At 52.6% G+C, this 14,752-nt stretch carries 15 protein-coding genes and 1 pseudogene; 5 read left to right on the forward strand and 11 right to left on the reverse strand.

Annotated features, from left to right (window positions below; all coding sequences use genetic code 11):
• Positions 1-6: 6 nt before the first annotated feature.
• The gene (locus J4377_RS13385; RefSeq protein ID WP_253488151.1) at positions 7-2,007 is read right to left on the reverse strand and encodes a TonB-dependent siderophore receptor; all 2,001 of its coding nucleotides are present in this window, start codon (positions 2,005-2,007) and stop codon (positions 7-9) included.
• A 665-nt stretch (positions 2,008-2,672) separates the two neighbouring features.
• On the opposite strand from J4377_RS13385, the gene nadS reads away from it, so the two are divergent.
• On the forward strand, positions 2,673-2,957 hold the full coding sequence (gene nadS / locus J4377_RS13390) for a NadS family protein (RefSeq protein ID WP_038477473.1): 285 nt from the start codon (positions 2,673-2,675) through the stop codon (positions 2,955-2,957).
• Positions 2,958-3,376: 419 nt separating this feature from the next.
• Here nadS and J4377_RS13395 read toward each other — a convergent pair whose 3' ends face one another.
• The 5 genes from J4377_RS13395 to J4377_RS13415 all read right to left on the reverse strand — a co-directional run bounded on the left by J4377_RS13395 (position 3,377) and on the right by J4377_RS13415 (position 9,495).
• Positions 3,377-3,841, reverse strand: coding sequence for a hypothetical protein (locus J4377_RS13395; protein ID WP_253485886.1), 465 nt, complete (start codon positions 3,839-3,841; stop codon positions 3,377-3,379).
• Between the two features lie 165 nt (positions 3,842-4,006).
• The gene (locus J4377_RS13400) at positions 4,007-4,531 is read right to left on the reverse strand and encodes a hypothetical protein (protein ID WP_253485887.1); all 525 of its coding nucleotides are present in this window, start codon (positions 4,529-4,531) and stop codon (positions 4,007-4,009) included.
• Positions 4,532-4,611: 80 nt separating this feature from the next.
• Positions 4,612-5,574, reverse strand: a complete 963-nt coding sequence (locus J4377_RS13405) for an SIR2 family protein (protein ID WP_253485889.1) — start codon at positions 5,572-5,574, stop codon at positions 4,612-4,614.
• A 1,320-nt stretch (positions 5,575-6,894) separates the two neighbouring features.
• Positions 6,895-8,376: an APC family permease gene (locus J4377_RS13410; RefSeq protein WP_253485891.1), complete on the reverse strand. Its 1,482-nt coding sequence runs from the start codon at positions 8,374-8,376 to the stop codon at positions 6,895-6,897.
• 51 nt (positions 8,377-8,427) lie between these two features.
• The gene (locus J4377_RS13415) at positions 8,428-9,495 is read right to left on the reverse strand and encodes a P1 family peptidase (protein ID WP_253485892.1); all 1,068 of its coding nucleotides are present in this window, start codon (positions 9,493-9,495) and stop codon (positions 8,428-8,430) included.
• 234 nt (positions 9,496-9,729) lie between these two features.
• Between J4377_RS13415 and J4377_RS13420 the strand changes: the two genes are divergently transcribed.
• Both J4377_RS13420 and J4377_RS13425 read left to right on the forward strand, forming a co-directional pair.
• Complete coding sequence (locus J4377_RS13420; protein WP_051626352.1) at positions 9,730-10,590, forward strand: MurR/RpiR family transcriptional regulator; 861 nt, start codon at positions 9,730-9,732, stop codon at positions 10,588-10,590.
• Positions 10,591-10,716: 126 nt separating this feature from the next.
• Positions 10,717-10,842, forward strand: a pseudogene (locus J4377_RS13425) (IS481 family transposase); the annotation flags it as partial.
• A gap of 124 nt (positions 10,843-10,966) precedes the next feature.
• Here J4377_RS13425 and J4377_RS18855 read toward each other — a convergent pair.
• Positions 10,967-11,101, reverse strand: a complete 135-nt coding sequence (locus J4377_RS18855) for a hypothetical protein (RefSeq protein WP_301271682.1) — start codon at positions 11,099-11,101, stop codon at positions 10,967-10,969.
• Positions 11,102-11,459: 358 nt separating this feature from the next.
• Between J4377_RS18855 and J4377_RS13430 the strand changes: the two genes are divergently transcribed.
• On the forward strand, positions 11,460-11,636 hold the full coding sequence (locus tag J4377_RS13430; protein ID WP_253485893.1) for a hypothetical protein: 177 nt from the start codon (positions 11,460-11,462) through the stop codon (positions 11,634-11,636).
• A gap of 24 nt (positions 11,637-11,660) precedes the next feature.
• Here J4377_RS13430 and J4377_RS13435 read toward each other — a convergent pair whose 3' ends face one another.
• Genes J4377_RS13435 through J4377_RS13445 form a run of 3 tightly spaced genes read right to left on the reverse strand, consistent with a single transcriptional unit; the run spans position 11,661 to position 13,159 of the window.
• Positions 11,661-12,101 (reverse strand): hypothetical protein, encoded by a 441-nt coding sequence (locus J4377_RS13435; RefSeq protein ID WP_253485894.1) that lies wholly within the window; start codon positions 12,099-12,101, stop codon positions 11,661-11,663.
• Positions 12,098-12,922, reverse strand: coding sequence for an antA/AntB antirepressor family protein (locus tag J4377_RS13440; protein ID WP_253485895.1), 825 nt, complete (start codon positions 12,920-12,922; stop codon positions 12,098-12,100). The genes J4377_RS13435 and J4377_RS13440 overlap by 4 nt, the downstream gene beginning before the upstream one ends.
• Positions 12,923-12,946: 24 nt before the next feature.
• Positions 12,947-13,159 carry a hypothetical protein gene (locus J4377_RS13445; RefSeq protein ID WP_253485896.1) on the reverse strand — a complete coding sequence of 71 codons (213 nt, stop codon included), beginning with the start codon at positions 13,157-13,159 and terminating at the stop codon, positions 12,947-12,949.
• Positions 13,160-13,279: 120 nt separating this feature from the next.
• Here J4377_RS13445 and J4377_RS13450 point away from each other — a divergent pair, with 120 nt between their 5' ends.
• Positions 13,280-13,924 (forward strand): LexA family transcriptional regulator, encoded by a 645-nt coding sequence (locus J4377_RS13450; RefSeq protein ID WP_301271698.1) that lies wholly within the window; start codon positions 13,280-13,282, stop codon positions 13,922-13,924.
• 72 nt (positions 13,925-13,996) lie between these two features.
• On the opposite strand, the gene J4377_RS13455 is transcribed toward J4377_RS13450, so the two are convergent.
• Positions 13,997-14,578 carry a hypothetical protein gene (locus J4377_RS13455; RefSeq protein WP_253485898.1) on the reverse strand — a complete coding sequence of 194 codons (582 nt, stop codon included), beginning with the start codon at positions 14,576-14,578 and terminating at the stop codon, positions 13,997-13,999.
• Positions 14,579-14,752: the final 174 nt, after the last annotated feature.

Here is a 14,752-nt window from a genome sequence, read left to right on the forward strand (position 1 = left end):
CAAGCGTTACCAATGATACCTCACGCTGCCAATGACACTGCGAGACTCGCCGTAGTAGCACCAATATTCACAGCTCGCCACGTACTCTTTATCGGTGAGATTATTGACGTTTAATTGAGCCTGCCAACCATCAGCAAACTCGTAGCCCACCATCGCATCGACCAGCGTGTAGCTATCCACGGCAGTGTTATCTGCCACACTGGTGTCTATCGTGCTCCCCACATAACGCACACCTCCACCTAAGGTAACGCCATTCAATGCACCGCCGGTAAAGGCATAGTCCAACCACGTTGACGCCTGGTGGCGCGGGATCAGAGGCGCCCGCTGATCATCTTCAAGGCGTGAATCGGTATAGGTATAAGCCGCCGTCACTTTTAAGTCATCCGTTAGGTAACCAACCCCTTCCAACTCAAAGCCCTGAGAGGTCCGCTCACCTTCTTGCACCTGGAAGCCGCTGGGCGAGTTGATCAGCGTATTGCTCTCTTGCAAGTCAAATACTGCGGCCGTGACATAGCCGTCCCAGCCAAAGGGCGCGACTTTGACCCCAGCTTCCCACTGGCGACCTTCGCGGGGCTCGTAAAGATCACCATCGCTGTCCACTCGACCTAACGGGTCAAAAGATTCGGTATAACTGATATAGGGGTTAACACCGTTTTCCCCCAAATACATCGCACCACCGGACCAGGATACTTGGTCATCGTCTGAGCGTTGCGTTGTTCCCGCGGTAACATTCCTGTTTTCGGTATCCGCCTGATCATAGCGAACCCCACCCAAAAGCACCCAACGGTCATCAATACGCAGTTGGTTCTGGGCGTAAAAGCCAGTTTGCTCTTTATCAATTTCTCGGGTTAACAAATCATCCGCCCCTACGGGCGTAAAGTTGCCATAGGTGGGGTTGAAGATATCGATAGGATCGCCGAAGGGGAACGGATCAGCTTCTTGGCCACTCACCCCAAGGTTCTGATAATCCGCCCCCAGCAGCAGGGTATTTTCTGTACGATCGGTGTACCAAGTGCCCACCATACGGTTATCAACCGTCAAACTATCAATGGTGCCATCTCGATATACATGCCCGCGTGCCGCCTGACGCTCATCTGCCATAAAGAAGGCGTACGTACTGCGCAGCTCTAAATCAAGCTCGCTGTAGCGTAAATCCTGCTCGAAGCGCCACGTATTATTAAGGTGGTGGCGTAGTTCATAGCCTAACGCCCACTGGGTACGGTTATCCTTATCGTAACCCGGCTCACTCAGGTTGGTTTGGGGGTCGACACGGCCAAAGGGAGTTTCTTGCACCGTGCCATAGGGCAGCTTGAAGGAGTTGACCGGAACACCGTCATCTTTCTGCACGCTGGCCAAAAAGGTAACCGTTGTATCGTCGCTAACATCCACCGCCAAACTCGGCGCAAAGTAGTAACGCTCGTTATTAGTCGCGTTCAAATCACCATCACGTTCTTTATAAAGGCCGACCAAACGGTAACGAACATTGTCACTCTCGCCTACCGGGCCACTGGTATCAATGCCCACTTGGCGATGATCGCGATTGCCAAACTGTACATTCACCTCCCCCTGAGGCGTTTCTGTTGGGCGCTTGCTGACCGCATTAATCAAGCCCCCAGGAGGCGCTTCGCCGTAAAGGATAGAGGATGGACCTTTGAACACATCCACCCGCTCCAAGCCAAATGGCTCTGGCAGCCACTGGTAGAAGCCTTCCCGATAGATCCGCAGGCCATCTTGGTAAGTGGACTGATCAAACCCACGCACCTTGAACCAATCAGTGTTGTTATCGCTGCCGAAATGCCCCGAAAGCACGCCTGCACGATAACGAAAGGTTTCATCTAATTGCTGGACGTTGCGGGCTTCCAATTCCTCACGATCAACACTGGATACAGGGCGCGGCGTTTCCACCAGCGGCGTATCCACTTTCAAGGCAGTTGCGGTTACCACAACAGGATCGTTAGCAACTCGCTCTTCTTGAGCAAGCGCCGCCAATGGCGCAACGCTAAGCATTCCACCCAGCGACACCACCAACGAGCGGCGAACCGCCGCAGTCAGCGGCGCGACAGAAAACGACATGGACGTAGGGAGCATAGGAAGGTCTCACAGGCATGAGGAGAAGCATCGTTATAATAAAGCGAATGATACGGATTTTTATTCTCATGAACAATAACGGCAACAACGCAAGCCTGAGAATGGAGGCTTGAAAGTAGCGGCTAGCCTGGAGAGGAGAGATTTGGAGGTAGTAAAAAATAGGCACGGCAAAATGCAGGGGCGATAGTTGATAACCAAAAATGTACTATGTACACCAAAATATGCACTGACTAAAGGAAGTGCCCTAACGTAAGTCATGCGATTGAATTTATCGAAACCCAGACGTTCACACGCCAGATCCATGCCATTGCCACAGACGACGAATTAAAGGAACTGCAACGCACCCTGATTGCTCAACCCGACAAAGGTGACCTGACTCAGGGCACGGGAGGGCTGCGCAAAATACGCATGGCGCTGGGCAACTAAGGCAAGAGCGGCGGTGCCAGAGTTATCTACTTTTTGGCAACAGCAGAGAGAACCTACTTGATACTGGCCTACCCCAAGAGCATGAAAGACAGCTTAACGCCCGCTGAAAAGGCCGCACTGAAAACACTAACCCGCCAACTGAAGGGGGAAGTTTCCAAATGAGCATTTTTGACGAGCTGCAATCATCGCTGCAGGAAGCCGTTGAGATCAAACAAGGTAAAGCGCAGGCCAGCCGCATCACACGTCATGAGGTAGCCGATGTGAAAGCCATCCGAGCCAAACTTCATGTTTCTCAGGCTGAGTTTGCTGAGGCTATGGGAACCAGTGTGGACACTATCAAAAGCTGGGAAACCAAGCGCCGTAACCCTACAGGGCTAGCCGCTAAGGTACTGGCGACGATTCAGGACAATCCAGCTTTTTTCAACGAGCTTGCTTCGCATTAGTATCTTATTTTCTGACCGTAAAACAAAGGCAACCTTGGTTCACTGGGTCAGCTGTCGCTGCCCCATGCTCTACTTCGCTTTGGTTGGGAAAGCTGAGGGAGTACAGGCGTTGGCCCTACTTCTTCTGCTATTAGATTCAAAATGCTGCGGTTATTCTATGAATCCAGGGCAGCGAGTGCTGCATGTCTCGCAGCCTAGCCGTTGAGCGCTACTGGTCTACCGCTCACGGGCTTCTCCTCTTTCGAACAGCATGCCTATGAGGGGCGCAAGATTGCTTTTTTCAAAAACATGCTGTCTGCTTACGGCCAAATGCGGTCTTTTAGATGTCACTGATATAGCGCTTTAACGCGCGCAATAAGCGGCCGAGTGAAACTAGGTCCGGCGACCGCAGGGAGCGTACTTGATTGCTTGGTTAGAAATCACCGGGATTTGAACCAAGCCAGAAACCTCCGCCAGGCACTGTTAAGGTTTACTCCAATGCCGAAGAAATTGGGTTTCAAATCCACAACGTCTTCCGAGTCGGTAATTGCGTCCCTGGTTCTCGCTGCGGATTCATTAAAGTCCATCTCTCTTCGCATGGCTGATTCTATCGCGAGCGATGCTCGCCAAAACATTTGCCCGTTAGCCGCGCCTTGTCTCCACGCCGGATAGTAGCCGTTTGGCAAAACTTGAATGAAGTCCCTTTCATACCCGGGTTTCGGGTGCATGTAGAAGTAGGATTCAATCTCGGTGAAAACTACACCAGATGCTTCAAAATCTCTGGCCACCTCAGGCGTTAATTTCAGTGTGTCTGAATAAAAAAGGTAATAGTGATCGTCGGGAAACCAGTAAAGATCGTGAAGAATGTCGGAAATAGCCCCTTCGCGCTCGAAATCGGCTGGCAACAGATGGACTCTCCGTGGCCCGAAAGTCACTTTGGCAGGCAACGGTAGTGAATCTGGCCATCTAGGCACTTCCACAGACATTGTCCCTCTCAATTTCTAACGCCCGAGCACAGCGGCACGAACAAAGTGAGTTCCGGTGCCGCAGGCACGAACTACTGCGACTTGTTATGCATTTTCACGCACCACAGTATCTAATGCTGACCGCCACAGCACCAAATTCGGCAGCAATGCACTTAGCGTAATTTCACTTGTACCTAGTAGCTTGGAAAGCACGTTGCTGAGCGGATAATCCAGCGATTCAGCAGTCTCGACCACAATTGTTTGCGTCTGTAATGCCAACTTACTCGTTGTTTCCTGGCCCACCCACTCAGCAGAATGTTTCCACCAATTGGCGGCCGCATTCACCACGGAAATAAAAGTGAACTCTTCTGAGTAGCGAGGGCCAATATAGAAAGCTCTTCTTTTATTTACGCCGGTCAAGGTGAGCGTGTCAGTTAAATATTGTTGTATCACGGAGAAACCAACGCCTATGAAATACTCCCCGCGGTCAGTCAGACCATCTGACTCAGGATCAACTGATTTGGAGATAAGATTGCTAACCTCGACTACTTTGTCATCAAGGATATTCAGCAACTCTGAGAGCAATTGAAGCTCTCGATCTGCATACTCGCCCCCAACTTTTAGATACATGCGCGAAAGATCCTTTTATGCATAACGCCCGCGTAGTAGGCGCGAGCTTGAGAGCGGCCTGATTGACGCGTTTGTTAAAACTACCATGCGGTGAACTTCAAAATACTTTCTAACCGAGCTAGTTCAAATCGAGAAAAACCCACTTTTTCCTCCCAATACCTTCTTCTATCGCTTTCCTCTCCTGCACCATCCCACTCCACGATAAGAAGTTCTTTTTCTTCTTTTCGTAGTTTTATCCTTTCGTTTAAATGTTCATCAAGGCCCGAGTAGCCAAAAAGTATGATTTGATCTGACTCTTCAAAAGCTTTCTCCAGTCTTCGCCAATAAGAAGAAAGTATATGAGAGGAACCGATAATAAGCGGCTTATGCTCAACATGAGCTAACACGATGTGAGATTCGTCTTCTGGATCTAAAAAATCTCGACCCGCTCCCATGACCTTATTATTACCAATAAATAGTGGAGAGCCGTGAAGATGCATGTACCAACCGTGACGTTTGATATTGTGTCGATCGAGATGCTCTTCATCGAACCCAGTTGAGGCCCAAAAGCCATCAATGAGTGGACCATGATAGCCATCAAGAACGCCTTTTGACTTAAAACCGTCGTATAGCAAATTATCGTAATTAAGTGTGACTACATGGGATTTTGTGTCTTTTATGTAATCTGAAAGTGGTTGCAGGAACTCATCAGGCAATTCAAAACCTGAACGATGAAAATGTAATGCAACTTCATGAATATACTTTTTGAACGTTGATGGTAACTCTTTGGCTGGTTGTGATACCCATGATGTGCCACCAACCTCGAAGTTGCATAGAAACTCAGTAGCGACGATGGCAACCTGAAGTTGATCAAGTTGATCTTCTGAGCAAGGAGGAGTTTCTTCTGTAGTGCCTTCAATTGCACTTAGGATAAGGTTCTTATGCTCTCTTCTTAAGTGGTCAGTATCATTCCACACACTCGTCAACCCGTTTCCTAGTGAAAAGTACTCGGGGTCTAAAGCCAACCCCATTCCATTTCCAAAAATAAGTAGTGACCTTGGCATGAACCTTCCCTTGTAGCTTTAACAGCGTACTAGACGACGCGTTCTATGATTGAATGAACGTGCTGGCACTTTTTCCGGCAGATGCAGCCTGCCAGGTTCTCCCAAGCCTACCCCCCCCCCATTATTAATCATAATTAGCTTTCATGGCCAGGATTCACGCTCCTGCTGCATCTCCCTGCACGTCTGCTATGGGTCGTTATCCGCCATAACAGGCCCCTTCGGTAAATTGCTACTCAGCACGCAAGTCACGGCTCGACCTCCTCGTAAACGGCTTGAGTATCAGCAGCATGCTGTGCTTCTCGTGGTTGCTGAGTACAGCGTCGGTGACTTTCTTCGGGAACAAGCCATGCACCACTTGGTCTTCACTATGGTTGAGCATCTGGGCCATGATCGCATCGTCACACTCAATGCGGCCGGTAATGCCGTTGGCGAAGTGTAGCTTGTCATCGTCGCTTACCTCGGCCAGACGCTGCTTCTCCGGGTCGTGGGGCTTGCCTGAACGGTCATCGGTGACCGGAGTGAGGCCGTGCCGCAGTCCGTTATACCCTCGGTGGTGTCATGTTTAAACTGAGCTTCCCTGCTGTTCGCCATGTCATCCCCTGCGCGTGGCGTAATTATGCGTAATAGCCTAGCGCCTTAGAGGTGTAAGGAGAAGTCTACTTAGGGGGGACATCGCCGGGGTATTAAGAATTACGCCGAAGGCTGGCCAGCTTACGCGCCTGATCCGAGGTAACGCCGTGTGATGCAAGCCTGGCGGTCGTCACGACGGCGCCATACGGGATCTTGTGCAGTAGCTGGTTTATCTTCAAGTACAGAAACGCCATTAAAGGACGTTTTTAGCGAAGAATTTAAACCGAAAGCTGAGTCTCCGGCCCTGCTTGAATCCAAGTTTAGCCAGATCAGTTAGAGCTGAACATCGGCAATTTCGTCACGCACGGCGGCCAGTTACTACTCGTCCAGCTCCCTGGACTGCGCCTCAGCAACAGGAAGCACTCCTGCAGCTTTACGCGTGTAGTGAACGGCACCAGAGCCTGCTACCGGACCAAGCCACTCTACTGGCTATGCCAGCGCCTGGGCGTGAAGCAAAAATGCACTCGGCTCGATACACCACACACCAATGACAAGGCAGAGCGGTTCATTCAAACCGCTCTGCCTTAGTGGGCCTAAGCCTGGCACTATGAAAGTTCGGAAGCGCCAAGCGAGCCTCTGCCCGCCTGGCTTTACCAGTACAACTGGCATCGGCCCCATATCAGCCTGAATGATCCGCCTCCTGTTAGCAGGACAATTGTTTCAGTGAAAAAACCTAGTGGGTTTAAACACTTAGTGCACTGCTCGCTCAGGCATTGGCTCGCCTCCGATCAGTGCGTCCAACTGTCTCTTCGAGCATTCCCGAATGGCAATGAATCCGATGACAAAGGCGCCGATGGGAATCACAGCAAGTACCGTGCTGACAGCCACGCTGAGTCCAGTCACCTGAGTGAAGTTGCCAAGTACTAGGTACAGGATAAAGGTCAATAGCAGACAGGCAATGACGGGGACCACACGGGTCGTCACCACCCGGCCCTGGGCAAGGGAGGGAGAGCGGTAAAAGAATACGACCGTCGCCACCGAGGTTAGCAACATGAGAAGCACCATGCCGACCGTGGCAATGCCGGCCATGGAGCCGAATACTCCGACCAGTGGGCTGGCACCACTGAGCGCGCACAGCGCCACCAGAACCAGGGCGCTCGCAGACTGGATCAGCGACGACACATGTGGCGAGCCATGCGAGTGGTGAACCTTCGAGAAGACACTGGGCAAGATATCGAAGTTCGCCAGCACGAACTGGTAACGCGCCACGATGTTGTGGAACGACAGGATGCAGGCGACGAGGCTGGTCAGCAGCAACACCTCCATGATGTCGGTAAGAACGCGGCCGGTATAGAAACGTGCGGTATCCAACACCATGTTACCGCCGTTGCTGAGGTAGTCGTTGGCGACGGCATGTACGGTATCCGGGCCCCAGGCGTACACCAGGCACCAGCACGATAGGGTATAGAAGCCGCCAATGATGAAGACCGCCCAGTAGGTTGCCCGGGGAATGGTACGATCTGGGTCACGCGCTTCATCGCGAAACACGGCGGTGGCTTCGAAGCCGATGAACCCCGTTACGCTGAACAGTACCGCGATGCCAAACGGCCCCCAGTCGCCGGTCGCGGCAGGCACCGCAGGCAGAATGCCCAGAGCGCTGCCACTGGGTTCAAGCACAATGAACGCGTTCATGACAATGACCACCCCGATTTCCAGGATGAGCGCCACCGCCAGCACCTTCGAACTAAGCTCGATATCGCGATACCCTAGGGCGGCGACCACCACAAGCGCTCCGCCGGCATAGAGCCACCAGGGCAGCGACGGCCCCCCGATGGTGGTCATCGCCTCGGCGGCGGCCCAACCAAAGAACCCATAGATACCCAGCTGAATGGCTGTATAGGCGATCAGAGCCACAAAGGCGGTTGCTTGGCCCGCTCTCGGCCCCAGCCCGGTACCCACATAGGTGAAAAAGGCGCCAGCCTCCTTCACGTGAGGCGTCATCGCGACAAATCCCACCGAAAATAGGAACAGCACGAAGGAGGCAAACAGAAAGCCTAGCGGCGCCATCGCGCCATTGCCGAGCCCGAGCGCCAGCGGAGTATTGCCGTTGACGACTGTCAATGGAGCAGCGGCGGCAACGACCATAAACACGATGCCCGCGGTGCCGAGTTTCCCCGACAGCCGATTGTGCTGGCTCGAGAGAGCCGTGGAACAAGCTTGAGAAGTCTTCATGAGTAGGTGGTTTCCTTATTGTTGTTGGTCGGAAAACATCAGTTGCACGTCTTAGGCAGGCATCGGCGGCTTCGCCTCCATGCCCAATCCGGCCCGACGCATGAGCGGCGCCAGCCGCTGTAGATCCAGTGCGGGGCACCATCCCTGCGGCTTGGCCATCGGTGCGCCTTCAGCCATAAACATGGCGTTGAGAACGGCCTCGTCGGTGGCCTGCACTACCGCCATATAGAGGTCGTCGAAGCACTCGTCGTTGAGGTGGCACATCTGCTGTCGGGCTTTCCCCAGTTGAGGCAAGGGCCCGTCGTTTGCGGTGCTGAAGGCAAGGAAAATATCGCCCGAATCATTGCCACCGGGACTGCCGGTGCGCGAGATGCCGAGCCCGGCACGCTGGGCCAGACGCTTCAGTTGGTGGGGCAGCATGGGCGCGTCCGTCGCGATAATGGCGACGATGGAACCGCGCTCACGGTTGAGTTCCTTGGGCCAGTTGCCATCATCCAGAGCCTTGCCGACAGGAACCCCTAGCACGTTGAGCCAGTCGCGCTTGCCATGGTTGGCCTGGACCAGCACGCCGACGGTATACGCCTGGTCATCGATGACGACTCGCCGCGACGAAGTCCCCGTTCCGCCCTTGAAGCCATAGCAGATCATGCCGTTGCCGCCGCCGACGTTGCCTTCTTCGAGGTTGCCAGCATGGGCGCTGGCCAGGGCCGCGTGGACATGGTGAGCCTCAACGTGCTGGCCGTTGATGTCGTTAAGCACACCATCGTAGGTTTCTGCGACCACCGGCATCGCCCACAGATGGTGTGCCTCGAAGGTCGCGGCGTACTGCTCCAGCATCCAGCGCGTGGTGGCATGGTGGACGATCCCCACGCTATGCGAATTCGTCAGACAGACCGGGCCGACAAAGTAGCCGCCGTGCTCGATCCAGTGGGTACCGGTCATTTCGCCGTTGCCATTGAGCGCGTGAAACCCTGCCCAGACGGGGCGCGGTGTGCGACTTCGCCCGTGTGGCAGGATGGCGGTCACACCGGTCTTGATCGGCCGGCCGTTGGCAGCCTTGCCATTGAGCGTCTCGTAGCCGACCAGCACACCAGGGACATCGGTGATGGCGTTGTACACGCCTGGCTCCCCGGGCGGTGACAAGCCTGCTTCGCGTACTCGCATTCTCTGCATAGACATAACCTCCCCATCATCAGTGGTAGAATCCCATCGCCGACGCGAGCTTCGCGTGGCCTTGAAGCGGTCGGGCACTCTCCTGTTCGGGAAGCCGACGGTATTCGTGCTCGACTTCGCTGCCCCAGACCTACTTTTCTACGACATTAAAATACCAAAATCAATAAAGGTGACATTAAAATGTCAGAATCGCGAGCTTCAGCTCATCTGAAACAGGACGTCGACGCGCTAGAAGGCGAGCTTTCGCGGGCGGAGCGAGCGCTCTATGCAACGCTACAGGCCAATCTGGAAAATCTGGCATTTGAGACCGGCGCAAGCCTTGCCCAGAAAAGTGGTGTGAGCCCGAACACGGTGAGTCGGTTCATGCGACGCCTTGGTTACAAGGGGCTGAACGGTCTGAAGGATGCATTGCGCGACGAACTGCGCTCCGGTTCACTGCTGAACGCCACCCTAATCGAGCGGATGGAACACCAACCTGCGGACTTAGTAAGGCATTTCAGCGCCGAGATCGAAGCGCTCAAGGTCTTCGCCGAACAACTTTCGGGCCAGCACTGGCAAGACATCGTGGAGCGCGTCAGCGCTGCTGAGCGCGTCTTCGTCTGCGGGTTCCAGACCGTGCGGGGGCTGGCCGAGGATTTTGCCAACCGCCTGGCGTTGGTCAGACCTGGCGTGGAATTCATCGACCTCTACAGCGGCGTCCTGGGGCAATGGATGGACAGCCAGAACAGTCGGTGCTGCGTTATCCTGATCGATATCACGCCCTACGCCGAGGCCGGCATCACCTTTGCCAACGAGTGTCTGGCCAACGACACCGATCTGGTGGTGTTCAGTGACGAGTACGGTATCGCTCGCTATATCGATACCCCCTACATCGTCAGCATGACGACCGAAACCAGTCTTATTCTGGAGTCCACTGGGGGACTAACGAGCGCCTTGAATGTACTGCTGCACTATGTGGCAAAAGCGCACAAGAGCAACTTGCGCGAACGCCTAGAAGCGTACCGCGCCCGGGTACAGCAGCTGCGGCTATATGCAAATTGAAGGAATAGGTACGACGTCGTAAAGCGACATGACGATGGAATCTAACCTAGTTCTGTGACCGGCCAAAGGTCGCTGATCGCCCCATTTCTCAGGTCGTTCGACGCGAACATTGTTGGCATGCACCAGATCAAGCTGGGAAGGCCGCAGGCGAGCAGTATGGTGGAATATTTCAACGACCGTATCAACAAAGTGCTAGCGACTAGACGTTATACCTCAGGCGAGGATCTGGAGCAGACACTCAAGCTCTTCGCTTGACTGCACAATTACACGGGATCCGACACGTCCCAAGCTGTTAAAACGCTTGTCACGGTAGTTGGCAACCAGTTCTGGCGTAATGACTACTAGAGAGTATTTACCCCAATGCTCAATCAGCGTATTAGCCTTGAGGCGTTCGCTTTTCTGGATGTTGGGCTTCTTGGTGAGGGTAACGTCGGCCAGGTGCCGCTTGCCAACCCGACTTGCGGATGACGGCTTTCCAGGTTGCAGAAGGGGTCTTGACGATAGTGGCCACAAAAAATCTCCAGGGTCTGAAAGATCGGCACTGTACCGAAACTGTACCCTTGGACTAGGGGACTCACCAGAGACAATTGCTAAGTTACTGATTTTAATGGTGGGCCCAGTAGGACTTGAACCTACGACCAAGGGATTTTGAGTTAAAAGCACAGCCGCGCTTGCATGGGCTATCCTTTTATAATCATTAACTTACGCCATTACATGCACGAAATAGCCGCCTGAATTGCTATCATTCTGCGACCAAAACGCGACCAAGTGTACTGCGCCATGCGACCTATGGCAGAGTGCATTTAGCACCAACACTGATCACCACCTCCCGCCCTGCTATCCTGGTTCAAAACGAACCGGAGCCACCCATGGAACCCCCCGCCGAATACTTTGATCGAAAGCTAACCGATGAAGAACTCGTCACTAAGCTTCGCAAGATGCCCGCTAATCGTGCATGCCGTGAGGCGGCGGATCGTATCGAGGAGTTAACGGGGCATCGTTACCCGAAGCCATCCAATGCCCAGGCACCAAAAAGCCGCCCGTAGGCGGCTTGGTAATTGGGTAATGGTCTAGGCGACTAAGCGAACGGCAAGTTTTACCTCAAGTTCTGCATTTACCGCGTGCGTCGCGGCACTGATCCAGCGCCGCGCTTCAAACATAGAGCGGCCAATCATGGTTAGCGGCTTGTCGTCTGATTCCAGGTAGCGTGACTGAATGCTTAGCACCGCCGCTTCGATACTACTTAAGCGAACAGAGACATAATCATCCAGTAGCGTTGCCGCATCCTCAGATAGACCACTTTCGCCCAGCATGGACGCTACATCTATTTGCAGCGCCTCGCTGGCAGTTAATGCCGTAGCCTTCAGGTTAATAGCTTCCTGCAATAGCTCTAGCTGCTGGATGGTGCCCATTAGGGCCCCATAGTGCATATCTTCAACATCAGCAGATAGTGAAGTGAGTAAGCTGGCGGCGTTACGCACAAGATCGTTGGCGTATTTTAGTCGGTTCATGCCGCATCCTCCCGACCAAAAAGGGCATGCAGGTCAATATCATAGCAATCCAGCCACGCTGCAGCAGGCCAAGCCACCACTTCACCATAGCGCGGGCATGGCACCTTATTTGGCGTGACGTCGTGATCTTTGCACCACTTTTTGAGAGGCCGGAACCCCTGTTTACCGTACTTCTGCCCGATCGCCTTCTCTACGGCAGTCACTGTGGCCTCAGTGGTGTTGCGGCCCAACTCCTGTTCAAGTTTCTGCATTTTGCGAGAGGCAGCGGAAAGCTTGCCCATTACCGAGGCTTCGCGGCTGCTGCTGATTTGAGCCTTGGTGGCAATGGCTTGATCGCGCTGAGCCACTGCTTTTTGCTCTGATTCTTTAGCGTCAGCCCAAGCTCGGGCGGCAATAACCGGATTGCTAAAATCAGGTAGTGACGAAATAGCTTCTTTAGCGCGCCGCTCACACTCAATGAAATACTGGCGCGCTTGCTTGCCCTTCTCGTTACGCTCGACCATGGATAGCTCTTTAGCCATGTCGAGAGAGATGTGGTACTCGATCCTTCCTTGCTGCCCAAAGTTATCAGCATAAGCAATTGATTGTAGGGCTTCATTTTTTTGTGAACCAGTCTTAAAGCCTTTTCCTGGCTCCATTTCGTGCTTCACAAAGTCTTGGCCTTCCAAAAAACCGTACTGATTGATCCGGCTTTGAATCCATGTGGTGAACTTAGCCTTGACCTCAAGAAACTCATGCAAGTCGCGTGCATTGACAGTGTTAATGGCCTCGCCGCCGATGGTGGCTGCCTCAATAGCGATAATGATGCTAGAATCTTTCATGGTTGCATTCCTTTGGATGGGGATTTAGCCGCGCTGCTGGGCCTGGCCGCCCAGCAGCATTTTATACATTGCCTGCTCTGCTTTTTCTGCTCGCTCCTTCATTTCATCCCATGCGAGTGCACGATAACGAAGCTCAGCAGTAAGTGAGCGGCAGTTTTCATCACCCGCAGCTCGAATGCGCTTAGCCTCCTCAGGCTTTAAACGAATAGACGTTGGGCAGGTGGTAGATTTATGCATATGAACACCTCTATGTTTATACGACTGACCTTGCATGAACAAATGTAGCTACATATATGTATTTACTCAAGCATAAAAAACTACATACGAGGAAGTTTAATGCATTATTCGCCATACGATATGGCTACCCGATTGAAATTCCAAAGGAATTTACTGGGTATGCATCAAGCAGAATTAGCCGAAAAAGCAGATCTCAGCCAAAGGCAGATTTCATTGTACGAAAGCGGCAAGTCCTCTCCTCGCGCAAACACACTGCAGAAGCTGGCTTTTGTATTAGGAAAATCCAAGGACTGGCTGCTTTACGGTGATGAAGACTCAGACCAAGCGATAGCCAAGACGCTAGAGCACGGCAAAGACTCAGTACCGAGAAGCATACCGCTAGCCACGTGGGTTGAAGCCAGCGCTAAATTCATTGGCCCTAGAGACAGTTATGTATACGGGCCTAGCTGGGTTAGTCACAACGCTTTTGCATTATTAGTGCATGGCCTGAGCATGGCGCCTGACTATCCACCTGGCTCTATTATCGTAGTTGATCCAGATATAACACCTCAGAGCGGAGATGATGTTGTCGCCTTCCCTAGCTCATCCCTCAATGAGCCAATGTTCGGCAGGCTATCAATAGAATCAGATAGCAGGATGGCTTTGGTTCCGTTAAACAGCCAGTATCCCGCGACAATAGCTGAACAATCAGGAAGAGTAATAGGCGTGGTTGTTATGCAGATTTATTATAGGCTGAACCAAAGGAAAAATAATGAAGAGCAGTAGCAGGCCTTCGTTGTTAGTTGAAAGCCACCGCGTTAGGTGGCCGTTTGAAACAATTACTAAAGTGGCTTTAAATTACTTTGTTGCAAGATATTGCCTGAATATTTCGGCTACCGCTTCATAATCTAAACGGCTTTGAGCCGCTTCAAGCAAGCTCTGCCTCTGCTGCCCAGTAACCTTATCGCGTTGCGCGAGCCAGTCGTGAAAAGAGCTTTCTTCATTTATTTCTCTGAAGTTTGGCACTCTCTGCTCAAGCTGTGACCAGAACTCACTTTCTTGTTCTGCCTGCTGGCCTTGTGCTGATTTATGGGCTTGATCTCTCCTCCTGGCTTCATTTGCTGTTATCAAGGCCCAGCCACCGCCTCTCATACAGTCTTCAAAGACACGCTGGTTTGTTTGAGCTGCATTAGCCGCTGACATCGCGTTCCACCCTTGTTGAAAGCCAGAGCTTAAGCTGCCATATCCAGTCTGCTGCGGGGTCATGATTTGATGATTAGCAGGCCCAGCCATAGCGGTGCACTCAGCCCTGGTACGATAAAACTCCTGACTAGTTGCACCGGCCTTATGCCAGCCTGAGTCTTGCGAGCCGCCTGGAGAGCTAGCACAACCAACAAGCAGTAATAGAGAAACACTGATCACCGAAGAGCGAGCTATCATGATAACCTTCCTTATATTTGATTAAATGTAGAACTAAATCTATAAGCGCTTCACGCCTAGCAGTCCACTAAACATGTCAATAACTGTGAATTAAAGAAAAAAACAGCCTGCTTGGCTGATAGCGCGGTCTTGACCTCGCTCTATAAAGAATACCAAACTCACCAGTGTTACAGA

This window comes from Halomonas sp. XH26 (genome assembly GCF_024138895.1).
GTDB classification, from domain to species: Bacteria; Pseudomonadota; Gammaproteobacteria; order Pseudomonadales; family Halomonadaceae; genus Vreelandella; species Vreelandella alkaliphila.